The sequence below is a fragment of the Cellulomonas dongxiuzhuiae genome, from assembly GCF_018623035.1.
In the GTDB taxonomy this organism is placed as follows: domain Bacteria; phylum Actinomycetota; class Actinomycetes; order Actinomycetales; family Cellulomonadaceae; genus Cellulomonas; species Cellulomonas dongxiuzhuiae.
In genome coordinates this window covers 815,750-838,604 of record NZ_CP076023.1, presented here as the reverse complement: position 1 = coordinate 838,604, position 22,855 = coordinate 815,750, and the positions used below count along the sequence as shown (strand labels likewise).

The following is a 22,855-nucleotide window of genomic DNA, read 5'->3' as shown; positions in this document are numbered from 1 at the left end:
CGTCAGGCCCGGCGCCGGCGCGCGGCCAGGACCCCGCCCGCCCCGGCGAGCACCAGCCCGCTCGCGACGAGCGCGAGGGGACCGGCCGACGAGCCGGTCGCCGAGAGCACCTCGGCCCGCTCGCCGGCGACGGCCGCAGGTGCGGCGGCGGGCGCGTCGGGCCCGGCGGCGAGCACGTCGGAGCGCGGCGGCGCGGTGAGGCACACGGGGCTCGACGGCGGGTAGGCGACGACGGCCGACGCGGACGGGTTGACCTGGAAGGACACCTCGACCGACGGGCGGACCCAGTCGAACTCGTCGCCGGCCACCCACGTGCCGTCCTCGAGCCGCCAACCGGGCCAGTCGACGCCCGTGCCGGCGGCGTCGACGACGGCCCCGGGCCACAGCACGGTGCCGGACAGCGGCTGGTCGGCGTACACGACGTCGGCGCCGCCGGGGTTGACGAACGCGATCGTGACGGTGGTCCGGTCGGTGCCGACCGGGGTGACCGCGTACCGCAGCCGCGGGACGTCGTTGTCGCACACGGGCGTCACGACGGTGACGTCGACCTCGCAGGGGAGCTCGCCGCCGTACCCGTCGGAGCCCGGCACGCAGCCGTCGGCCGCGGGAGACGGGGCCTGTACGGTCGCCGCGGTGGCGACCGGGGCGAGGCCCGTGGCCGCCAGGGCGAGGCCTGCGGCGGCGCAGACCTTGGTGAACGCGCGCATGGTGGCTCCCACGGTCGAATCGGACATTTCGTCCTCATCATCTTCGCCCCGGCAGCCCCCCGGATCCTACCGGCGATCGGGTGAATCCGGACACTTCGGACACTTTCACCCTGGCGGGTGGAGCACTCCGTCGCAGGTGAAGGTGGCCGCGCCGGGGGACGTGAGCGTGGGGGTGCTCCACAGCGTCACAGCGCCGTCGTGCAGGGGCACCGTGACCACGAGCTCCTGCGTCTGCCCCGGGGCGAGGCGGGAGCCGATCTGCTGGACCGTACGTCCTGACACGCTCGTCACCAGGCCCGTGGCCGGCTTCCCGTCGCGCGTCGCGACCAGCGGCGGCGCGCCGCGGGCGGACCACATGGAGACGGTGGTGAGCAGCGTGCCGAGCGGCACGTCCGGCCTCGGGTCGCCGGTGACGTAGGCCCCGAACGTCTCGACGTCGAGGGGCGGGCGGAAGTCGAGGCCCAGCACCACGTCGACGCTCGGCGCGGGGCCGGTGCAGGTCGCGTCCCGGAAGGTGACGGACGTCGCGAGGTAGGCGCCGAGCTTGGCCTCGGTGGTGTCGTCGAGGAACAGGCCCGGCTGGTCGGCGTAGAGGTCGGTCGAGGTGAAGGCGCCGCCGACGACGGTCGCGCCGAGCCGCTGCTGCTCCTCGGGGTGCGCCGACCACACGCGGACGCGGCGCTCGTCGACGGCACGCCGCCCCGCGAGCAGCAGCTCCTGCGAGTCCCCCGCCCCGGCGCCGACCGCGGCGACGAGGCGCTCGGCGACCTCGCCGAAGTACGCGTCGGCGACCGCGGGGTCGGTGTACCGCTGGTAGGAGTCGCGCAGGAGCGCGTCGACGAGCCCGTCGGCGTCGAGGACACCACCCGCCGGGTCGGCCACCGCGCCCGTCGCGCCGACGAGGCCGGCCACCGCGACGGGGTCGGTCGCGACCACCCCGTCGACCGTGCCGCCGACGGACTGCGACCACCGCGCCGCGACCAGCTCGGCCGTGCGCGGGAACTCGGGCGTGAGCGTGGAGTTCTGGATCCACCTGCCCATGCGCACGTCCCAGGTGGCGAGCTCCTCGGACGTGAGCGGCAGGGGCTCGCGCAGCCCGCGCAGGTCCATGGTGGAGCGGCGGTCGACGACGGACACGGCGCCGTCGTCGGCGCGCACGACCACGACGGTGCCGACGATCCCGCCGGCGGCGCGCAGCTCGGCGGTGTTGAGCGCGAGCACGAGGTAGGTGCGCGGACCGTCGGCGCCGAGCATGCCGGGCAGGACGCCGGCCACGTCCCCGGCGGGGCCGAGGCTGGCGTCGATGCGCGCGAGCGCGTCCTGCACCTGGCGCACGGGGCCGGCCAGGGGGCGGACGAGCACGTCCGGGTCGAGCGCGGCCACGTCGGTGCTCGCCCGCGACGCGGTGGTGGCGGCGGCCTCGACTTGCGCGGCGGCGTCGCGCAGCGCGTCGACGTCGAACCGGCCGTCTGGCAGGCGCAGGCCGCCGTCGACGAGGGCACGCAGGTCGGTGGCGGCGGGCATCGCGTCGGTGACGACGTCGTGGAGCGACGTCGACACGACGCGGACGGCCTCGAGCTGGTCGCCCGCCCACGGCAGCGCCTCGGCCGCGTGCCACACGGGGTCGGACGACGCCGCTGCGGCACGCCCGGTGGCGGCCCTCAGCCGGGGAAGGCCCTCGGTGACGGAGCCGACGGAGGACGCGTCGAACGTGACCTCCCCCAGCAGCGCGCGTGCGTCCTGCAGCGCGGCGGCCGCCTGCCAGGCGCGGAAGGCCACCCAGCCGGCCGCGAGCAGGACGAGGACGAGCACGAGCACGGCGGCCCGGGCGACCAGCCGGCGACCGCCGGGTGCCGACGGGTCGGGTGCCGGCGGGCCAGGGTCGGCGGCGGCGGGTGCCGCCTGCGCCCCGCCGTCCCCGCCGCTCGTCGTCCCTGTCACGCCCACGCGGCCGATCGTGACACACCGGACGTACCGGACATCTAGTCACGCCCGCCTTTCACCCGTGTGCCGGGCCCGGCGGCCCCGGGGGTGACAAGCGGTCAGGCGGCGTGCTGCGCGTCCGCGGCGTCCTGCGCCCGGACGCGCGCCGGGGCGTCGGTCGCGCGCCGCTCCCCCGCCGCCGTGGGCGCGGGCGCGGGGTCCCCGTCCGGCGGCGGCGTCCGGTCCCCGGGGTACGTGACCTCGACGTGGGGGCGCGACGTGACGCTGTAGCGGACGCGCACGTCCCAGTGCCGGCGCACCCACCAGGCGGCACCGACCGAGACGAGCAGCGCGCTGATCGAGCCCACGCCGATGGACCAGCGGGCGCCGAACGTCTCGCCGATCCACCCCACGATGGGCGAGCCCACGGGCGTCGCGCCGAGGAACACCATCATGTAGAGGGACATGACCCGTCCGCGCATCTTCGGGTCGGTGGTCATCTGGATGCTGGTGTTGGCGGCGGTCATCATCGTCAGCGACGCGAACCCGACGGGGATGCAGGCGACGGCGAACGTCGCGTACGTCGGCATGAGCGCCATGACGCCCGTCGTGATGCCGAAGGCGAAGGCGGACCCGATGACGAGGCGCACGCGCGGCCGCTCCCGGCGGGCCGCGAGCAGGGCACCCGCGAGCGAGCCGATGGCCAGGATCGAGCCGAGGATGCCGTACTCCTGCGCGCCACGACCGAACTCGGTGCGGGCCATGAGCGCGCTCGTGAGCTGGAAGTTCAGGCCGAACGTCGACACCACGCCGACGACGACCATGATGACGACGATGTCGGAGCGGTTGCGCACGTAGGCGATGCCCTCGCGGATCTGACCCTTGGCGCGCGACGCGTGCGGCATCGGGTAGAGGTCGCTGCGGCGCATGACGACGAGCGACACGATGGTCGCGGCGAACGTCGCGGCGTTGATGAGGAACACCCAGCCGCTGCCGACGGCGGCGATGAGCAGTCCGGCCACGCCGGGGCCGATGAGCCGTGCGGCGTTGAACGAGGCGCTGTTGAGCCCGACGGCGTTGGACAGCCGTGCGGCGGGGACGAGCTCGGCGACGAAGGTCTGGCGGACCGGCCCGTCGATGGCGGTCACGACGCCGAGCAGGCCGGCGAACCCGTACACGTGCCAGAGCTGGGCGTGACCCGACAGGACCAGCAGACCGAGGCCCGCGGCGAGCACACCCTGCCCCACCTGCGTCGCGATGAGCAGCTTGCGGCGGTCGAAGCGGTCGGCGAGCAGCCCCGCCCACGCGGAGAGGAACAGGGTGGGCGCGAACTGCAGGGCCGTGGTGATGCCGACGGCCACGCCGGACTCGTCCGAGAGCTCGGTGAGGACGAGCCAGTCCTGCGCGACGCGCTGCATCCACGTGCCGACGTTGGCGACGAGCGCGCCGACGAACCACAACCGGTAGTTGCGGAAGGAGAGGGAGGAGAAGGTGGCACTCACGACGAGGTGATCCTCCGGAGGATCTCGGCGGCCTGGACGAGGACGGCACGGTCGGCGGCGCCGAGGCCCGCGAGGCGGGCCGACAGCCAGGCGTCGCGGCGCCGACGGGTCTCGACGACCTCGGCGTGACCCTCCTCGGTGAGGCTGACGACGACCTGGCGCCCGTCCGTGGGGTGCTCGGTCTTGCGGACGAGCCCGCGGTCCGCGAGGCAGCCGACCGTGCGGGTCATCGCCGGGGCGGCGATGCGCTCGTGCTCCGCGAGCCGGCCGGGGCTCGTCGGCCCCTCGCGCAGCAGGATCGCCAGGACGTTGAACTGGGGGTCCGACAACCCGGCCTCGCCGCGCTCGGCCTTGATGCGACGCGTGGCCCGGCCCAGCGTCACGCGCAACTCGGCCGCAAGGGTCAGGTCGGGCGACCCGGGGCCCCCGATCACGGGGGCGTCGGCGGCAGGCTGCGAGATCATGGACACAAGTACTTACTCTACGTCATTACCCGGAGTCATGACCTGTGATCCGGACCACGCAGGTGAATATCGCCCGTCGCGCCTTGCGCGTGACAGTGTCATACGTCAGAGTCATGGCCCCGGGGGGGAGCGCACATGCACGGACCGAGCTGGGGCATCGCCAACGACGCCCTCGTGGTCGAGGGCCTCTTGGCATCGACCACCGATCCCGTGACGAGCCGTGCGACCGCCGTCTCCCTGCACGCGGAGTGCGCGCGGATGCGCGCGGAGGACGCCGTCCTGACGGTCGTCACGCTCGCGTACGACACCGCCACGACCCACGCCCTCCGCGGGCGCGCACGCGGGCTCGACGTCGCCGAGCGGGCGCTCTGCCGCGACCTCGAGCGGTGGGCCGACCCGCCGGGCGCCGTCGTCGCGATCGGCGAGGCCGCCGTCGCCTACCTCGTCATGAGCACGGCGGAGGACGCGCAGGCCATCCGCGGCCACCTGCCCGAGCTGCGCGCGCAGGTGGCCCGCGGCGCCGGCGCCGTGCCGTGCGCGTCCGCCGCCCAGGGCCCCTCGCGCAACTCGTCCGACGTGATGACCCGCGCCGTCGAGCGCCTCGTCATGCCCGGGGGCGTGCTGCCGCACCAGGACCACTGGGCGGCCGGGACCGCCCGGATGCGCCCGCTGTGGGACGCCACGACCGGCCGGCGGTTCGGCACGCAGGTACGGCTGCAGGCCGAGAGCCTCGACGACGCCGAGGCGGAGCGGGCCGAGGCCCTCCTGGCCGTCACGCGCTCGCCGCGGTGCGTGGACGCGGTTGTCGCGGCCCACGAGGCCCTGCCGCAGATCCTCGCCGCCCACCCCGACGACTCCCCGCTCCTGTGGGACGTCTCCGCCGTGCTGTCTGGGACCGGGCCCGCACGGGAGGTGCTCGCGGAGATCCTGGCCGACCGCAGCCCTCCGGGGGTGTGGATCGGCGTCGCGGCGTGGCTCGCCGCGCTCGACGAGGTGCAGCAGGCGCTGCGCGTCCTGCGCACCCGCGGGCACCGGATCGTGATCACCCGCTACGGCTCGGGCCGCGAGCCGCTCGCCGCGTTCGACGAGCTGCCGATCGACGCCATCCTGCTCGACCCGCACCTCGAGGCCGGTGCGCGGATCACCGCCGAGGACAGCGCCGTCCTCCTGGCGACCGTCGAGCACGCCGCCCGGAACGACGTCGCCGTCCTGTCCACGTCGAGCACCACAGCCGACCTGCACCGCAGCCCGGCCCCCGTGCTCCCGCGCACCGCCGCACCGGGTGGCCAGCTGCTCGAGCGGGCGCGCATGGTCGGCCTCACGCTGCGGCAGACCGCGGTCCTCGTCAACGCGGTCCAGGGGCAGGGCCCGACGGCGGCACGGTGGGACCGGTACGACGTCGCGACGCACTGGGCGCTGACGTCCCGGTGACCCAGCACGACGTGGACGAGCAGACGCCGGACGCGCCCGCCGGGCGCCCGGGGCGACGGCGCAACAACGCCGCGACCGCCCTGCTCCTGGCCGGTGCGGCGCTCGCGGTCGCAGCCGTGGTCGTGGGCGTGCGGACCAGCGGGCCGACGGACGCGACGGCGACGAGCACGTGGGTGGCGGACGAGGTCGAGCTCGAGAGCTACGCGGCCGACCTGCTCGCCGAGTCGAACGCCGCGCACGTCGCCGCGGGGCTCCCTGCGTGGGAGGCCGCCGACTGCGCGCAGCCGTGGGCCGCCGAGCGCGCGCTGGGGCTCGTCGACGCCGACCTCGAGCACGCGGCCCTCGACCCGGTGCTGGCCGCCTGCGCACCCCTGTCGACCGCCGGCGAGAACCTCTCGCGCGCGGCCGCACCCGCTGCCGACGTGGTCGAGGCCTGGATGGGGTCGCCGGGGCACCGGGCGAACCTCGAGGACCCCACGTTCACGCAGGCCGCCGCCGCGTGCACGTGGGACGGCGACCAGGCGCTGTGCTCGCTGCTGCTCGTCGGCCCGTAGCCGCGGAGGTCAGGGACGCCCGAGCGCCCGGTACGTCCACCCGGCCCCGCGCCACGCCTTCGGGTCCAGGACGTTGCGACCGTCGACGATCGCGCGGTGGGCGACGACCTCCCCGAGCTCGTCGGGGCCGAGGTTGCGGTACTCGTCCCACTCCGTGGCGAGCACGACGACATCGGCGTCCTGCGCTGCCTCGAGCGCGCTGGCCGCGTACTTGAGGTCCGGCCACTTGACCCGCGCGTTCTCGACGGCCTGCGGGTCGGTCACGGTGACGTGCGCGCCCTGCAGCTGCATCTGCGCGGCCACCGACAGCGCCGGGGAGTCCCGGATGTCGTCGCTGTTCGGCTTGAAGGCCGCACCGAGGACGGCGACGCGCTTGCCGACGATCGAGCCGGCGCTGACCTCGCGCGCGAGGTCGACCATCCGGACGCGGCGACGCATGTTGATCGCGTCGACCTCCCGCAGGAACGACAGCGCCTGGTCGACGCCCAGCTCCCCCGCGCGGGCCATGAACGCGCGGATGTCCTTGGGCAGGCACCCGCCGCCGAAGCCGAGGCCCGCGTTGAGGAACCTGCGGCCGATGCGCGCGTCGTAGCCGATCGCGTCGGCGAGCCTCGTGACGTCGGCGCCCGTGGCCTCGCACAGCTCGGCCATGGCGTTGATGAAGGAGATCTTGGTGGCGAGGAACGAGTTGGCGGCGACCTTGACCAGCTGGGACGTCGCGTAGTCGGTGACGACGAGCGGCGTGCCCTCCCCCAGCGGCGTCGCGTAGACCTCGTCGAGGAGCGCGCGGGCCGCCTCACCGTCGGGCGTCGGGACGCCCTCGTCGTCCGTCGGCAGGCCGTAGACCAGGCGGTCGGGGTGCAGCGTGTCCTGCACCGCGAAGCCCTCGCGCAGGAACTCGGGGTTCCAGACGAGCACGGCACCGGAGCCGACGAGCCGCGCGGCCAGGTCCTCGGCGGTCCCGACGGGCACGGTGGACTTGCCGGCGACGACGTCGCCCGGCGCGAGGTGCGGGCGCAGCGCCTCGAACGCCGACTCGACGTAGCTGAGGTCGGCGCGGAACTCGCCGTGCTTCTGCGGCGTCCCGACGCACAGGAAGTGCACCTGCGCACCGGCGGCCTGCGCCATGTCGGTGGTGAACGTGAGGCGGCCGGTGCCGGACACCTCGGCCAGCAGCTCGGGAAGGCCGGGCTCGTAGAAGGGCGCCGTGCTCGCCGCGAGACGGGCGACCTTGTCGGCGTCGACGTCGATCCCCACCACGTCGTGCCCGAGGGACGCCATGCTGGCTGCATGCACCGCCCCGAGGTACCCGCAACCGATGACCGAGATGCGCACGTCGACTCCCCCGCTGCAGGACCACTTTCGGGGAAGCGTACCGGCGGGCCCCCGCCCGGCAGAGTGACCCCGGTCACAGGACGTGCGCGGCGGTGGCTGCGGGTGGCGCTCGTGGTCTACCTGGCGGCGGTGGGCGTCGTGACGCTGCGCCCGGCGCCCCCGGACGACGCGACCCTGGGCCTGGCACGCCAGGTGATCGCGTGGCTGGAGGCGACCGGGCTGCCGGTGTCGTTCCCGGGGATCGAGGCGGCCGCGAACGTCGTGATGTTCGTGCCGTTCGGCGTGCTCGTGGGGCTGCTGCTGCGCCGGCCGTCGTGGGTGGTGGTGCTGCTGGGCGCGGCGACGTCGGGTCTCATCGAGACGGTGCAGCGGTGGCTGCCGACGCGCTTCCCGACGCTGCAGGACGTCGTGATGAACACGCTGGGGGCGGCGGTGGGGGTGCTGGTGCTGACGCTCGCCGTCCGCCTCCGTGCCGGGCGAGCTGCCGCCGAAGCCGAGGGAGCCACTCGGCTTCGGCGCTCCCGGCCCGCCGGCTGAGGCGGCGGCTACCGCCGAATGTCGTCTCCGTGGGCTCGGTACCACTCGACGGTCGAGCGCAGGCCCTCCTCGAGACCGATCGACGCGCGCCAGCCCGCGTCCGCGAGCCTGCTGACGTCGAGGAGCTTCTGCGGGGTGCCGTCGGGCTTCGACGTGTCCCACTGCGTCTCGCCCTCGTAGCCGACGACGCGCGCGACTGTCTCGGCGAGCTCGCGGATCGTCACGTCCGTGCCGGTGCCGACATTCACCTGCGACGGGCCGTCGTAGTGCTCGAGCAGGTGGAGGCACGCGGCTGCCATGTCATCGACGTGGAGCAGCTCGCGTCGGGGCGTGCCCGTCCCCCAGTTCGTGACGCTCGGCGTCCCGGCGATCCGCGCCTCGTCGTACCGGCGGATCAGCGCCGGCAGCAAGTGCGACCCGGTCGGCGAGAAGTTGTCGCCGGGGCCGTAGAGGTTCGTGGGCATCGCGGAGATCCACGGCAGCCCGTACTGCCGCCGGACCGCCTGGATCTGCATGCTGTAGAGCTTGGCGGCACCGTAGGGCGAGCGCGGGTAGAACGGGGTCGCCTCGTTCTGCAGCGGGGGCGTCGCGCCGCACAGCTCCGAGGTCGACGCCTGTTAGTAGCGGGTGGTGATACCTGAGGGCCGGACCGCCCCCAGCAGCCGGATGTGTCCCGGTTCCGGCCGTGTCCGCCGTGTGCTCGGGCTCGTCGAACGACACCCGCACGTGGGACTGCGCCGCCAGGTGGTAGACCTCGTCGGGGCGGATGTCCGAGATGAGCGTGACGAGCCGCGAGCCGCCGCTCAGGTCGCCGTAGTGCAGGAACAGCCGGGCGTCAGGGTCGTGCGCGTCGACGTAGAGGTGGTCGATGCGTGACGTGTTGAACGTCGAGGCCCGTCGGATCAGGCCGTGCACCTCGTAGCCCTTCACCAGCAGCAGCGAGTGCCTCCCAGTGAGACGGGCGAACAGAGCACCGGCTGCCCGGCGAGCACTAGGACGAGCTTGACCAGCCCCTTGAGGACCACGGTGTCAATCGCCGCCGCGATTGCGCGAAGTGGCACGCCCCGCACGCGTCTCCGGTCGGCACGGACAAAGGCTGTCCCGGCACCTACGGGGCCCGTGCCGTTGCCGAGACAGCGCGAGCCAGCAATTACGACGGGCAGCGTCAAGTCGCCGGCGCTCCCTCCCGATATCACAGGTGCGACCCGGGCCCGGGACTCGCTGGGACCAAGCGGGCCAGAATCGCCTCGATGTGCCCTTAGCCTGTTAATCGCCGATCCACCACCCCAGAGCACCGCCGAGCCTCGAAGCGCCCGCCTTCGATGGGCAATCAGCGCAGGAGACCCGCTTTGACCTCACCCACGACCGATACGATCCGCCCTACCCAGGAGCGCCTGCGGTCACTCGATGGCCTGCGCGGCGCGGCGGCCGTAATCGTCCTCATCCATCATTGCCTGCTGACGTTCCCATCACTCGCCGCGCCCTACTACGGATCAAAAGCGACCGGCATGCTTGCGTGGGCCATGACATACACGCCACTACACATCGTCTGGGCCGGCACAGAAGCCGTTTACCTCTTTTTTGTTCTGAGCGGACTCGTCCTGACACTTCCTGCCGTGCGGTCGGGATTAGAATATTCCTGGGGCTCCTACTACTCAAAACGATTTGTGCGACTGTACCTTCCAGTTTTCGCAGCGGTAGCCTTGGGCGCGGCCCTGGTCGCACTCTTTCCTCGCTCAGGATCTCAAGGATTGGGCGCTTGGGTCAACAACAGGGCAGACTCGTACACGCTGCATGGACTGGTTAAGGATCTGGTGCTTGTGACCGGGCCATCAGGCGTCATCAGCACACTTTGGTCTCTTCGGTGGGAGGTTCTGTTCTCAGTACTACTGCCACTGTTCGTTGTCGGCGCCCTGAAACTCAGGAAGCGCTGGCTCGGGGGGGTCCTCGCCGCAGTCGCCCTCGTCGCAACAGGGTCAGCGATTCAATCACCGTACATCTTCTACATGTCGATGTTCGCGATCGGGTCGCTATTGGCGGTCGGTTGGGATGCGATCCAACTCGGTGCTCGACGTCTCAACGGCAAACCGTGGGCGTGGCCGAGCCTGCTCCTGGCTTCCCTGGTGCTTTCTTGTTCGGCCTGGATCGTAGCGGCGGCCGCAGACATTGAATGGAGCGAAGCGAATCGATTCACATCTTGGATGCCAGTCGTGGGCGTAACACTATTTGTTCTGGCCGCTGGTTGTCACGCACCCACACGTCGACTGCTGGAGACACGTCCTGCGGCCTGGCTCGGCTCGATCTCTTTCTCGCTCTACCTCGTGCACGAGCCACTTGTCCTGGCCGCCAGACACGCGACATTCCCACTCACGCCCTGGGTGGGAGTGGCGATTTCCGTGCCGGCTTCGATCGCAATCGCTTGGCTCTTTGCGAGATTTGTGGAGCGACCCAGCCACCAGTTGGCCAACAGGGTGGGCCGTCGCCTGGGCCCTCGGTGATTCTCTGCCCGCCCCTCGTCGAAGACGGCGCCCGCCCGAGCGTCCGATCGATGGCCCTGGGGGAACACCAAAGGGATGCCCCACGAGCGGCGCCTCGCGGCAACGGGAAGCGTCGCCGACAGGCATCGAAGTGCAACTCGGAACGGAATGGGGCGGGGCCCGCGCAGTGCGCGGGTCCCGGCCCATTCCGCCGTCACACCCCGAGCAGGTCCCTGATCGGCCCGAGCGCGAAGTACACGATGAACGCGAGGGCGGCGACCCACATGAGCGGGTGGATCGCGCGGACCTTGCCGAGCGCGAGCTTCACGACGACGAACGCGATGAAGCCCGCGCCGATGCCGACGCTGATCGAGTACGTGAACGGCATGAGCGCGAGGGTGAGGAACGCCGGGATGGCAACCTCGGGCGACTTCCAGTCCAGGTCGGCGACCTGCGCCACCATGAGGAACCCGACGACGACGAGGACCGGCGCGGCCGCCTCGGACGGGACCATCGCGACCAGGGGCGACAGGAACGTCGCGAGCAGGAACGCGATGCCGGTGACGACGGACGCGAGACCCGTGCGGGCGCCGTCCGCGACACCGGACGTGGACTCCACGTACGCGGTGTTCGACGAGACGGAGCCCATGCCGCCGGCGACGGCGCCGAGCGAGTCGACGACCAGGATCTGCTGGCTGCGCGGCGGGTTGCCGTCCTCGTCCAGGAGCTTGGCCTCCTGGCCGACGGCGACCATCGTGCCCATCGTGTCGAAGAAGTCCGCGAGCAGGATCGAGAACACCAGGACGACGACCGCGAGGACGCCGATCTTGCCGACCGCGCCGAACAGCGAGAACTGGCCGATGAGCGACAGGTCGGGCAGGTCGACCAGGGAGTCCGGGACCGCCGGGACGTTCTGGTGCCAGCCGCCGACGTTGTCCTCGCCCGCCGCGCCGACCTTGGCGATCGCCTCGACGATCAGTGCGAGCACCGTGGTGCCGATCACGGCGATCAGCAGGCCGCCGCGCACCTTGCGCACCATGAGGACGATCGCGGCGATGAGGCCGATGACGAACACGGCGACGGGCCAGCCCGCGAGCGAACCGCCGGACCCGAGCTCGAGCGGCGTGCCCTGGCCCTGACGGACGAAGCCGGCGTTGACGAACCCGATGAGCGCGATGAACAGGCCGATGCCGACGCCGATCGCGATCTTCAGCTCACGCGGGACGGCGCGGAAGACCGCGCCACGGAAGCCCGTGAGCACCAGCACGAGGATGACCAGACCCTCGAGCACCACGATGCCCATCGCATCCGCCCACGTCATGCCCGGCAGCTGCGCGACCGTGTAGGCGACCACGGCGTTGAGGCCCAGGCCTGCGGCCAGCGCCATCGGGAAGTTCGCGACCACGCCCATGAGGATCGACAGGACGCCCGCGACCAGCGCGGTCGCCGCGGCGATCATCGCGAGGTTCGGGGCGTCGCCGCCGCCGAGAAACTCCCCGGTGCTGTCCGGGAGGGTGCCGATGATGAGCGGGTTGAGCACGATGATGTAGCTCATCGTGAAGAAGGTGACGAGACCACCGCGGATCTCGGACCCGACGGTGGAGCCACGCTCCGTGATCTTGAAGAACCGGTCGACGGCGCTGCGGGGGGCCGCGGGTGCGTCGTCGCGCGTCTCCTGGGGGGGCGGAGTTGTCGACATGGGAGGAAGTCTTGCAGAGCGCGGAGCTCGTGCGGGACTTCCTCGCGGGGGCGATGACACGGCGGCGTGCGGGACGCGTGGAGGAGCGCCCGGAGACTCCTGACCACCTCCACCCGGGATGGAATCGTATTTGCCCGGTTTTTGGCGGTTCGCCATCCCGGTGCACGCGCACGCGAGCCACCGGGTGCCGTTCTCCAGGAACCGCTGGACGCGTGTCCGGGAGGTTAAATCTGCTGCGAATCGTCCCCCGCCCGGGCCGCCTGACCTGCGACAACGCCGTTTTCGGACCATTTGCACCGGTTCCGAATGGTGAATCCATCGTCGCGTAGAGAAGGCGCAGAATGCTAGCGTCCCCTCGCCGGCAGAGCTGGTGGCGATAAACCCCGAGGGGGCCTATCAAATGACGTCGACGACGCGCGACGGCGCGGTCACGACCGGTCACCAACAGCCGCCCGGCGCGCTGCGCGACATTCCGCGCGACACCTCATGGGTCGCGGCACACGCGAACCGGGTGGCGATCACCGACGTGGCGGCCGTCGCGGTTGCCGTCGGAGTGGCGTATGCCGTGCGGTTCCCGCTCGACGAAGGCCCCGTCCTGGTGTCCGGGGAGTTCTCCCCCAGCTACCTCGCCGTCTCCGTCACCCTGCTCCTCGCGTGGTTCACGGTTCTCACGGTCGGCCGCACCCGGGACCGGCGCCTCATGGGTGCCGGCCCGGCGGAGTTCTCACGAGTCTTCGAGGTGACGTGGCACTTGTTCGCAGGTGTTGCCGTCGTGGCATTCCTCTTCCGGATGGAGATCGGTCGCGGGTACCTCGGCATCGCGGCACCCCTCGGGCTCGTGCTCCTGCTGCTGAGCCGCGCGGCCTGGCGGAAGCGGCTGCACCGCCGCCGCGACGCGGGTATGGACCGGCATCCCGTGCTGGTCATCGGCCCGTGGCATAAGGCCGCGTCGCTCATCGGCGAGTTCCACCGCAACCCGCGAGCCGGCTACATGGTCGTGGGCGTCTGCCTGCCGGAGGGCGCGCAGCCGGCCGTGAAGGAGATCGGCGGCGTGCCCGTGCTCGGGACGCACGCCGAGGCCGCGGACCTCGCGAAGCGCCACGGCGTCACGGCCGTGGCGGTGGCCGGCTCCGATGCCATGACGGGCGATGTGGTCCGACGTCTCGGCTGGGACCTCGAGGGCACAGGCATCGACCTGGCGCTCACTCTCTCGCTGACCGACGTCGCAGGCCCCCGCGTCCTCATGCAGCCCGTCAACGGCCTTCCGCTCATGTACGTCGACGCTCCGCAGTTCCGAGGGTCCAAGTACGTAGTGAAGTCCCTCTTCGACTGGACCGGAGCCGCCGTCATCACCGTGCTCGTCGCTCCGCTCCTCCTAATGCTTGCCATCCTCGTCAGCACGACGAGCCGCGGGCCCGTCCTGTACGCGCAGGAGCGGATCGGCAAGGACGGCAAGACGTTCCGAATGCTCAAGTTCCGCTCCATGCAGGTGGGTGCCCACGACCGCCTGGCTGAAGTGCTTGCGGCTGAGGGCGTCGGGAGCGTCGGCGCGTTCTACAAGCCCAGGAATGACCCGCGAGTCACCAGGATCGGCCGCGTACTGCGGCGCTACTCCCTCGACGAACTGCCGCAGCTCTTCAACGTTCTGAGCGGTGACATGAGCTTGGTTGGCCCCCGGCCCCAGATCGCTGCGGAGGTCGCAACATACGATCGCGCCGCCCACCGCAGGCTCCTCGTCAAACCTGGCCTCACCGGACTTTGGCAAGTATCGGGGCGCTCCAACCTCGACCCACGCACGGCCATGCGACTTGACGTGGCCTACGTGGAGAATTGGACCCTGTTCGGTGATATTCTCATCATCATACGCACTGCGCGGGCCATGATGGCAGCCGAAGGCGCAAGGTAATGGCGGTGCACCACGCCCGCGACACAACCTGGCCCTCGCCTCAGCGAGCATGAGACGCATCAGAGGCCGGCACCGCGAGGCTGAGAATGCGTGCCGCCTCGCACCAATCGCACAACGTGCGGCACCCGCCGACCGGGAGCAACGACGCGGAATCGTGACCGCCTGATGAGGCACACTTGTCATGTGCATCCGACGCCGCTCACCGCAGCACCCCGCCTCGACTCCCTGACCGGGCTTAGATTTATCGCCGCACTGCTTGTTTTCGGCCACCATGTCTCGGCGCTTGGCGTCATGACCAACGAGTCGCTCAATTTCCTACGGCCCGGCGCAGCTGGCGTGTCGTTCTTTTTCATCCTCAGCGGCTTTATCCTCACGTGGACAGCTCGCGACGACGACACTGCTCCCCTGTTCTGGCGACGCCGCTTCGCGCGCGTCTACCCCGCATACGCCGCGGCATGGGTGGGCGTCATGACCATTAACCTCATCAGTGGCGACGGCGCATCTGTTCGCGACCTCTTCGCACTGACACTACTTCAGTCGTGGGTGCCCGACGAATCGGCATATTTTGCCACAAGTGCAGTCTTCTGGACCCTCAGCGTAGAAGCATTCTTCTATGCACTCTTTCCACTGTTGATCCGCGTGATCCGGCGGATGCCAAGATCATCGCTGTGGATATGCCTTGCCGGGACGGCAATAGCTGTGGCGACCGTCGCCGCGCTCGCGCACCCTGTTGAGCGCGGCTCGACGGGAAACTGGGCTTCTTCAGTCCTGCCGCTGACCCGACTGGTCGAATTCATCGCGGGCATGGCGCTCGCGCGCATCGTTCAGCACGACCGCCTGCCGCGAATCCCGCTCGGCCCCGCCGTGTTTCTCGGTGCACTCAGCATAGTTGCGGCAGCGTTTGCTCCTGTCGCATTCATGTCCGCCGCCGTCACTTTTGTTCCCTTCCTCATCATCGTGTGTGCCGCGGCTCAACGCGACATGTGCGGCACCGCCAGCGCACTCGCGCACCCGCGGCTCGTGACGCTCGGCGAGTGGTCCTACGCCTTCTACCTGACCCACTTGACGGTGATCGGCGTCGTCGTGAGCGTCGTTGAACGGCTGAGCCGCGACCGAGAGACGTGGTCAGGTCTCTCGCTCGTCGCGCCCATCTTTGGCGCCGCTCTAGTGAGTATCGGCGTCGCGGCCGTCCTACACCTGGTGGTGGAGCGGCCGATGGAACGCCGGCTACGCGGCTCCCGTCGTGTCAACGCACGCCGGTAGTGCCGGCCTAGGGTAAAACTCGAGCAGCGGGTGACGCGCCGGTCGCGCATCAGCTCCGCCATAACGATGCCAACCGTTATTACCTCCGTCAGGAACACGCTGAATCGCCTGGGCTGCACGCGCGGCACAGTTATCGAGAAGACAGGAGAGTGGTGTAGATCTCGCGCAGCCGCTGTGCGTACCTCGATGGATCGTACTCACGCCGGGCCCACTCCTTCGCCCGTGCCGCGACATCACGAGACGCCGACGACAAAAGCGCCTCTACAACAGCATCCTCAAAACTCTCAGCAGAGTCCGTGACGCCCACGTACAAATCATTGTCACCGACTCCTTCGGCGCCAATCGTTGTGGCCACAAGCGGGATGCCGCGCAACATCGCATCGACTGTCTTGAACTTGACACCCGCGCCGGACAGAAGGGGAACCACGAATACGTCCGCGCTGGCGTAGGATTCCTCGAGCGACTCGACAAACCCGACGACTCGGATCGACGGATCCCCCGCTGCGGACGCAAGAAGCTTCTCGGATGGATTTGCGCCAACAATGCAAAACTCGACAAGGGGGACACGCTGCTTGACACCGGGCCAAACGTTCGCCAAGAACCAGCGCACTCCTTGGTCGTTCTCGGGACGACTCATAGCACCTGTGAAGAGCACCGTCTTGCGCCCCGAGGCGTTGACTCTGAGAGTGTGGGAATGTCGCCCCCCGACGGCACCCAGGGGCGGAGGAAGAACATGCACAGTCGCCGACGGCGCAATCCCCTCGATCAGCGCCTGGTCTTTTGCAGAGAATACTATAATGGCGCGCGCATCGGCATAGATGTCCCGCTCGGCCCGCCGCGCCTGTAATTCCCGCACCCTATAGTAGGCCATGCCAAGAAGGGAACCGGCCGCGCTCGCCCTACGGGACCACCTTTGGAACAGGACGTCGTGCACAAAGATAACTGTCGGCTTCCCCGTGCCACGCCAGCGGCGAGACCTGCAGAGGGCACCGGCCTCTGTCCATTGGAGTTCTACAATGTCCGCGTCTGAGCATGCGAGAGCAAAAACGCGTGAACGGTTCGCCGCGAGTTCCGCAAACAGGCCGAGGCTGACGCCTCTCAGGGCCTTCCATGTCGAGTCCAGTACCCGACCGAATCGTCGCTGGGGCCGCCGCCAGAGCGATTGATAAACCCTGCTCATCTCGCCCGTGCCAGCCGACGCCAGTGCAACCTCTCCCGCCGATGCAAACGCACGGATGTCTGCGAACTCCTGCATAACACGATAGTGCCGATATACGAACTCACCGCCAGCGTGTGGCACGCCCGCGTACCCGGCAAATTGGGTGACGGACACTACTCGCATCCGCTTCGAAGATTCCCGCTCGCTCGACATCGACTCAATCCTCCAAGTCGTACGCCAGGCCCGGGAGCGAGTACGAGGGCCCCAAACGGCCGCGCAGGCCCGCCGAGATAGCGGCCACAGCGCGGATCCCGGCAGCGGGCCGGCCCAAAGCAAAACCATATGCCAGGTAGGCGGCCGAGCGAATCAGGAGGTTCACTGCGAATCGAGCACGGACACCCGCCGAACCTGCTATCCGTCGCTGGACATAGGCCGTGTTCCTAACCCTATACAATACCCGCCACTCTTCACGCCGGGGTGTCGAGACCGCGCGACCAGTGAAAGACGAGGGCCCTGCCGCCTTCCGCCCGTCCTCGAGGGTCGTCATCCTCAGAGCTGCCTGCAGGTAGAGGCCGACGCCGGCCTCGCGAAGACGTAAGGTGAAGTCATAGTCATCGAAGTATAGGACGAGGTCGGGGTTTGGCGAGACTCCGGTTGCCACGGCGTGCGCAGAGAGATAGAGACCGCCGTAAGGCGCCACGGGTATCGAAAGCCAACGCGCTTCGAGCCCCCTCCCGTCGAGACCGGCGGCCATGTTGGTCCTTGACGATTCCCGCTGTGCCCATTTGATGCGGTCGCGAATGTCAAATCCCTCGAACCAGCCCGGACGTACCACCGCGAACGCTCTCGGCGCGGGTACTCCATCGGAGACGACCTTCGCCTGGGGCTCGTTTGAGGGATTAAAGGGAGCAAACGCGAAGAGGCCGCCGGTCATGACGCCCAAGTCGTGTGCGTGCCGACGGTACTCGCCCATCATCCCGTTCTCGATCACAGCATCGTCGTCGAGCAGCAGCAGGTCTACTCCGGCAAACTTCGCCCGCGCTGTCGCGATTGCTCCTGCGAAGCCGCGCGCAGATCCTCCGTTGGCCCCAAGATCGACCACTTCGGTGTGCACTGCTAGTCGCTGATCCACGACGCGTCGCGCGTCGTCCGCCGCAAGTGCACTCCCGTTCAGGACGAGAATCAGGCCGCCGACATCTTCAGCACACAACCGCTCCAGGAGGCGAAGTGCCATCTCCGTACGCGCGCCGTACGTCACCACGGCGGCGACGAATGGGCGCTTCTGGGTCATCATGCTCCCGCGATCCCGCCGCGCCTGCCATGCGAGAGGCCGCCCAGTTGGAGAACGCAGACCGCCGTCTCGGCGAGAGCTATTGCCCAGAGGCCACCGGTATATCCGTGGGCGAGCGTCAGGGGCACAATGGCTACTGCGCAGGTGACGGCCCCCAAGACTGCGCTTGTGAAGACCAACTTGACGCGTCCTCCAGGAATCAGAACCGCCGGGCCGCTCACCCGCGTGATGGACGTCATCAGGACGCAGACACCCACAGCGAAGCATGCTTCTCGCGACAGATCAACGGTCCCATGGGTCAAGGTGCGTGCGATCGATGGGCCGAGCAGAACCAAACCTATCGCCCCAGTGAAGCCCAGGGCGCCCGCACCTGCAATGCCCACGATCCCGCGTCGCGACGGAGCTGCGGACCTACGCGGCACCCACCCCAGGAGGAACTGCGTGAACGGTGCCGCTGCAGTAATCGACCACTTCAACAGTCGATCACCCAATGCAAACTGAGTAACCACCGCAGGTGCGATCCACGGCATCAGTGCCAGCGGCATTATGAGGTACAACGCGGCGACAGCCGCCGTTGCTACGGCATGCCGCTGACCCACGATGGAACTGAGGGCGGCTGACGCTTCATCGCTCAGCGATCGCATAGGAAGGCGTTGCGTCGTACGCCACACATATAGACATGTGAGGACGATTGTCAAACCGACCCCGGCCAGCACAGAAAGCGCGTAGGGAACCGCGTTGCCTGTCAGCGCTGAGACGACCGCGCCCGCGAACGCAAAGCCTGTGCGAGGGATCGTGTCAAGCACCAGCAGGCGACCTGGTGCGACCGCTCCGACAAAATACCAGGGAGACGTGAGGCCTTGGAGCGCAACTGCCAGGCAAACAATGCCCACGGCGACAGGGTCACTGAAGGGCATCAACGCCACGGCAAGAACGCCCACGCCCACCGCCGCGGGCAGAAGGAACGCCCGCGCGAGCATAGACGTCCGGAAGACTGCGCGCCTCTCACCATGCGGTGCGCCAGCTACGGCAGCGGGTCCAACCATTCCCCATCCCCAGGTGCTGACCACGGCGCACATCGCGCCGACAGCCTGCCCGACGACCAGCTCCGCCCACGAAGCAGGGCCGATTGCTTGCGTAAGAAGCGGAACGACCGCGAGGCTCCCTACTGCAGTGACGAGGGCCGAGGCACCGTACCCGCTGGTGAGCCAGCCGACTCGTAACACCCGCGCAACCCCTTGCCCGTGAGGCGCTCTCCCCTGCATCAACCGGCCTCTCCCAAGTCTCCGCCCACACCGATCGCGGCCGCGTACATCCGCGCCACCACAGTGGGTGAACGCTCCGCATTGGCCCAAGCCCGAGCCGCCACGCCCATGCTGCGGAGGCGGTCGGGGTCGCCGGCCAAGATCTCTATACACTCGCGTAACGCAGCAGGACCTCGCCGAGTACTCCATGTAATACCGCCGCCCGGGCACGCCACGATGTACTCGGAAGCACCGCCCACATCTGGGACAACTACTGGCACGCCTCGCGACATCGCCTCGACCACCGTCCGGCCGCTTGCCTCCGTTTCGTTCGCTACAACGAGGACGTCGATCGACGAGTAGATGACGGCTGCCTCCTGCCGGCCATGGTAGAAATGACCCTTCCCGGCGCCCTGTATCTCTTGCACGATACGCGCCGCGTATCCCTCGTCACGCCCAAACGCCGCACCGTAGACGTGCAACTCGGCCTGTGGCAGGCGATCAAATGCCTCGATGACCACCTCAAGGCGCTTCTCAGGCACAAGCCGCCCCACAACGCCCACGCGCAGCGCTTGTCCACCAACTCCGGGCTCACTGCCTGACCATGCTGTTTTGTCTGTCGGTCTTCCGACAATCCTGCAGTGATCCAACAGCCGTAACTCCGTAGCCACATACCGGCTGATCGCGATAACCCTACTGAACCCCAAGAGTAGGGCGCGGACCTTCCAACGGTCGATGCCACGATCAAACGTGTCGTGCAGGTCCGCGATCACGTTGGCGGAGCCACCGCTGGTAAGCCGGCACACCCAGCCAAGGATGTAGAGGTCGACGCTTGCAACGATGATCGCATCTGCGCGGCCCGTGCGACGCATTGCTCGGAGGAAAGCCACCCAACGCGCGACCCGCGCATTGTCGCGGTAGCTCACCCTCACAACTGACACACCCGCGGTTCGGCCGAAGAATTCTTCGGCGGCATCACTGGAGACGATAATGGTGCAGTGCATGCCTCCGGCCGCCAACTCACCGAGAATCAGCGCCAGACTCTGCTCCGCACCCCAAGGGTCCTCGGCGCTCGAGAGCGCCGTGATCTGCGTCATTTCAACCCCGTCATTGGTTCCGTCCGGAACGCCCGACCTGGCCGTTCTGGGGATCGCACATCTATTCGGCTGCCCAACGCCGCAGCCGCAATATAAACTCCAAAGAGTATGACCGTTACAGCAGCGTAATTAGCAATATAGTAGACCAGGCCGCCGCGGGAGACCCACGTCGATAGACCGAGGCCGACGACCGCCATCACAACATTCCGGGCCGGACCCTGCGGGGCACGCACATAGAGACTTGCCGCGCCGACGCCAACCAATGCCGCGCTTACCACCGCCAGGGGAACGCCGAGCACCAGAATCAACTCGGGGAAGGCGCCGACGGTCACCGGGGTCGTCCAAGCGTCGCTCGCCGGGTCGGCACCAATCATCGCGGCCGACACCGCTCTCTCGATCGAGTACCTGCCGGACGTGTCGCCTCCGGTGTACCGAATCAGATAGTAGGTCAGATCATTCCAGAAGCCGTTCGCTGGAACTTCGAACTGACGCTCTACGGCGTACCACTTGGGCTCTGCACCGACAACAGAAAGTCGGCTCGCTAGCTGAGATAGGAAGCCGCCGGCCTGCACCTGGTAGGTGACGTACCTCTGTGCGACAGCGAACGCGTAGAGGAGGGTTGCGCCCGCCATCCACCAGAACTTCCGTATTGCTGTCGATATGCGGATTTCCCGACCAGCGACGATGCTGCCCATCACTATCAAGGTAGTCACGAACGCAACTGCGCCGCTCTTGTACCCCCCCAGGAGCGACGTCAGGGCGAGGGACAGCGTCGCCACCCACCACGTCCTGTCTCGGATCCATACGGCGCCGCGATGCTGTGCGCTGGCGGTGGCAAACGCCCACGCTACGGAGGTGCCAAAAAGGAACATGCGCCCGGGTATGCCGAACAAGCCAGATGACGTAAAGTCGAAGCGCGAGACCTCGATGTCTGATGCGAACAGCGGAATACCGGCCCGTGCTAGATGGTACAGAGCAAGCGCGGCTGTCACGAGCACGGTAATTAGAACTGCGTTGTCGTTGAGCCCCGGGCGATCCGACGCAGGCTGCTCCGTAACCCGCGGAGATGCACGCCACGCTATTGTCCGCATGACCGCCCAGCCCGCTGCGAATGCGACTAGGCAGCCAATGTAGGCACTCGCCCCAGCCACTCCGGTGCCACGCTCAGAAGACATCTGATAAACGCCCACCGCAGCGGGAAGCGACCCGACCAGAACTAATGAGAATAAGTTCAGGCGGCCGAAGGCTGCGACGCATACGAGCATGATCGCCACGGCCGTGAGTGCCAGCGCGGTCGTCACCACGATGGCTCCGGAAGTTCCCGTACGATCCCTGGGCTCCGGCGTGACCGCCCCAAGAGTCCCGCGACCAACCCGCGAACCCTCGCCCACGCAACGTCCGCGCCCGTATTGGGAAGGTCGAGCAGTATGTAGGCGGACCGGGTGAGAACCAGCGCTGGCAACCATGGACGCAACGGCCGATGCGCCCGATAGAGCAGAACTCGGCTCCGGAATGCCTCCATCGCTGCGAGCCGTGATGGGACGCGCTTACCGTGCACAACCTCGCCGGTCGTGACGCCGCCGTTGTGAGCTACGGCCACGTCCTCGCTCGAGGCAACCCGAGAGAACAATTTGTGGCGGCTCGCTCGCATTACTAGATCAATTTCCTCACAGTACAGAAAGTACTTCTCATCGAAACCGCCCATCGCGTCCCAGAGCCGTGAACTCATCGCCAGGAAGTGTCCGCCCGGGTACAGCAGCCCGCTCGCATTTGCCACACCTGCCAGGTGGTCGCATTTGACTGGGACCGACTTCGCGGTTCGGATTTCAAGCATTGACAGTCCGCTGTAGCGGTCGCCCTGCAGCGTCGGAGCCCCCAGCATTCTTCCCGGCGCGCGCTGCAGCGTGTCGTGAACGCGGCTAAGGTCCCACCTCAGCACACGCACGTCGGGGTTGACCACAATGACAACATCGGGTGTGAGATGTTTGATCACACTCCAAGCCAGATTGTTGCCTGCTCCGTATCCGAGGTTGCCCCGGCTATCCGTGAGGTGCATCGCCAGGCCACCGAGCTTGGCCCTCAGGGCTATCTTCTCCAGCTGGCGAAACTCCGTGGGGTCCTCACTGTTATCTGCTACAGAGAGCGACAGCTTCTCCAGCTGACCGAGTGGCGTACATTCAACAATTGAATCTACGAGGTGGGCTATCTCGTGAGATGATCGGTAGTTCACGACGAGCACGACGGAACACCCGCTGATGCTCCTTGA

The 22,855-nt window shown here is 68.7% G+C and carries 18 protein-coding genes and 1 pseudogene; 6 read left to right on the top strand and 13 right to left on the bottom strand.

From position 1 onward, the window contains the following. Positions 1–2: 2 nt before the first annotated feature. From KKR89_RS03845 to KKR89_RS03830, 4 genes are all read right to left on the bottom strand, one after another. A complete protein-coding gene (locus KKR89_RS03845; RefSeq protein WP_251141005.1) occupies positions 3–719 on the bottom strand; it encodes an LPXTG cell wall anchor domain-containing protein in 717 nt (238 codons plus the stop codon). Positions 720–812: 93 nt separating this feature from the next. Further along, on the bottom strand, positions 813–2,654 hold the full coding sequence (locus tag KKR89_RS03840; protein ID WP_208197942.1) for a DUF4012 domain-containing protein: 1,842 nt from the start codon (positions 2,652–2,654) through the stop codon (positions 813–815). Positions 2,655–2,749: 95 nt separating this feature from the next. Further along, a complete protein-coding gene (locus KKR89_RS03835) occupies positions 2,750–4,132 on the bottom strand; it encodes an MFS transporter (protein WP_208197941.1) in 1,383 nt (460 codons plus the stop codon). Then, the gene (locus tag KKR89_RS03830; RefSeq protein WP_208197940.1) at positions 4,129–4,596 is read right to left on the bottom strand and encodes a MarR family winged helix-turn-helix transcriptional regulator; all 468 of its coding nucleotides are present in this window, start codon (positions 4,594–4,596) and stop codon (positions 4,129–4,131) included. The genes KKR89_RS03835 and KKR89_RS03830 overlap by 4 nt, the downstream gene beginning before the upstream one ends. Before the next feature lie 135 nt (positions 4,597–4,731). On the opposite strand from KKR89_RS03830, the gene KKR89_RS03825 reads away from it, so the two are divergent. Then, complete coding sequence (locus KKR89_RS03825) at positions 4,732–6,027, top strand: EAL domain-containing protein (RefSeq protein WP_208197939.1); 1,296 nt, start codon at positions 4,732–4,734, stop codon at positions 6,025–6,027. Beyond that, positions 6,024–6,581, top strand: a complete 558-nt coding sequence (locus KKR89_RS03820) for a CAP domain-containing protein (RefSeq protein ID WP_208197938.1) — start codon at positions 6,024–6,026, stop codon at positions 6,579–6,581. The genes KKR89_RS03825 and KKR89_RS03820 overlap by 4 nt, the downstream gene beginning before the upstream one ends. A gap of 9 nt (positions 6,582–6,590) precedes the next feature. On the opposite strand, the gene KKR89_RS03815 is transcribed toward KKR89_RS03820, so the two are convergent. Then, a complete protein-coding gene (locus KKR89_RS03815; protein ID WP_208197937.1) occupies positions 6,591–7,916 on the bottom strand; it encodes a UDP-glucose dehydrogenase family protein in 1,326 nt (441 codons plus the stop codon). 102 nt (positions 7,917–8,018) lie between these two features. Between KKR89_RS03815 and KKR89_RS03810 the strand changes: the two genes are divergently transcribed. Next, a complete protein-coding gene (locus KKR89_RS03810; protein ID WP_251141004.1) occupies positions 8,019–8,453 on the top strand; it encodes a VanZ family protein in 435 nt (144 codons plus the stop codon). Positions 8,454–8,461: 8 nt separating this feature from the next. On the opposite strand, the gene KKR89_RS03805 is transcribed toward KKR89_RS03810, so the two are convergent. Both KKR89_RS03805 and KKR89_RS18155 read right to left on the bottom strand, forming a co-directional pair. Further along, positions 8,462–9,031: an NAD-dependent epimerase/dehydratase family protein gene (locus tag KKR89_RS03805; protein WP_251141088.1), complete on the bottom strand. Its 570-nt coding sequence runs from the start codon at positions 9,029–9,031 to the stop codon at positions 8,462–8,464. A gap of 148 nt (positions 9,032–9,179) precedes the next feature. Beyond that, positions 9,180–9,368: pseudogene (locus tag KKR89_RS18155) on the bottom strand (GDP-mannose 4,6-dehydratase); the annotation flags it as partial. 434 nt (positions 9,369–9,802) lie between these two features. On the opposite strand from KKR89_RS18155, the gene KKR89_RS03800 reads away from it, so the two are divergent. Continuing rightward, on the top strand, positions 9,803–10,951 hold the full coding sequence (locus tag KKR89_RS03800) for an acyltransferase family protein (protein ID WP_208197935.1): 1,149 nt from the start codon (positions 9,803–9,805) through the stop codon (positions 10,949–10,951). A 193-nt stretch (positions 10,952–11,144) separates the two neighbouring features. On the opposite strand, the gene KKR89_RS03795 is transcribed toward KKR89_RS03800, so the two are convergent. Beyond that, positions 11,145–12,629, bottom strand: coding sequence for an NCS2 family permease (locus KKR89_RS03795; protein ID WP_208197934.1), 1,485 nt, complete (start codon positions 12,627–12,629; stop codon positions 11,145–11,147). A 370-nt stretch (positions 12,630–12,999) separates the two neighbouring features. Here KKR89_RS03795 and KKR89_RS03790 point away from each other — a divergent pair, with 370 nt between their 5' ends. Next, positions 13,000–14,535, top strand: a complete 1,536-nt coding sequence (locus KKR89_RS03790) for a sugar transferase (protein ID WP_251141003.1) — start codon at positions 13,000–13,002, stop codon at positions 14,533–14,535. A gap of 183 nt (positions 14,536–14,718) precedes the next feature. Beyond that, a complete protein-coding gene (locus KKR89_RS03785; protein WP_208197933.1) occupies positions 14,719–15,798 on the top strand; it encodes an acyltransferase family protein in 1,080 nt (359 codons plus the stop codon). A gap of 130 nt (positions 15,799–15,928) precedes the next feature. Here KKR89_RS03785 and KKR89_RS03780 read toward each other — a convergent pair whose 3' ends face one another. The 5 genes from KKR89_RS03780 to KKR89_RS03760 form a co-directional block, all read right to left on the bottom strand. Then, entirely contained in the window at positions 15,929–17,053 is a 1,125-nt protein-coding gene (locus KKR89_RS03780; RefSeq protein WP_208197932.1) for a glycosyltransferase, read from the bottom strand. A gap of 121 nt (positions 17,054–17,174) precedes the next feature. Then, on the bottom strand, positions 17,175–18,248 hold the full coding sequence (locus tag KKR89_RS03775; protein ID WP_208197931.1) for a glycosyltransferase family protein: 1,074 nt from the start codon (positions 18,246–18,248) through the stop codon (positions 17,175–17,177). Between the two features lie 1,264 nt (positions 18,249–19,512). Further along, a complete protein-coding gene (locus KKR89_RS03770; RefSeq protein WP_208197930.1) occupies positions 19,513–20,589 on the bottom strand; it encodes a glycosyltransferase family 4 protein in 1,077 nt (358 codons plus the stop codon). Beyond that, entirely contained in the window at positions 20,586–21,893 is a 1,308-nt protein-coding gene (locus KKR89_RS03765; RefSeq protein WP_208197929.1) for a hypothetical protein, read from the bottom strand. The genes KKR89_RS03770 and KKR89_RS03765 overlap by 4 nt, the downstream gene beginning before the upstream one ends. After that, the gene (locus tag KKR89_RS03760; RefSeq protein WP_208197928.1) at positions 21,887–22,828 is read right to left on the bottom strand and encodes a glycosyltransferase family 2 protein; all 942 of its coding nucleotides are present in this window, start codon (positions 22,826–22,828) and stop codon (positions 21,887–21,889) included. The genes KKR89_RS03765 and KKR89_RS03760 overlap by 7 nt, the downstream gene beginning before the upstream one ends. Positions 22,829–22,855: the final 27 nt, after the last annotated feature.

Excerpts from the sequence above, each read along its gene's own strand:
- KKR89_RS03825 (WP_208197939.1), top strand. The coding sequence starts at position 4,732 with ATGCACGGACCGAGCTGGGGCATCGCCAACGACGCCCTCGTGGTCGAG.
- KKR89_RS03780 (WP_208197932.1), bottom strand. The coding sequence starts at position 17,053 with ATGCAGGAGTTCGCAGACATCCGTGCGTTTGCATCGGCGGGAGAGGTT.
- KKR89_RS03775 (WP_208197931.1), bottom strand. The coding sequence starts at position 18,248 with ATGACCCAGAAGCGCCCATTCGTCGCCGCCGTGGTGACGTACGGCGCG.
- KKR89_RS03795 (WP_208197934.1), bottom strand. The coding sequence starts at position 12,629 with ATGTCGACAACTCCGCCCCCCCAGGAGACGCGCGACGACGCACCCGCG.
- KKR89_RS03770 (WP_208197930.1), bottom strand. The coding sequence starts at position 20,589 with ATGACGCAGATCACGGCGCTCTCGAGCGCCGAGGACCCTTGGGGTGCG.
- KKR89_RS03830 (WP_208197940.1), bottom strand. The coding sequence starts at position 4,596 with ATGATCTCGCAGCCTGCCGCCGACGCCCCCGTGATCGGGGGCCCCGGG.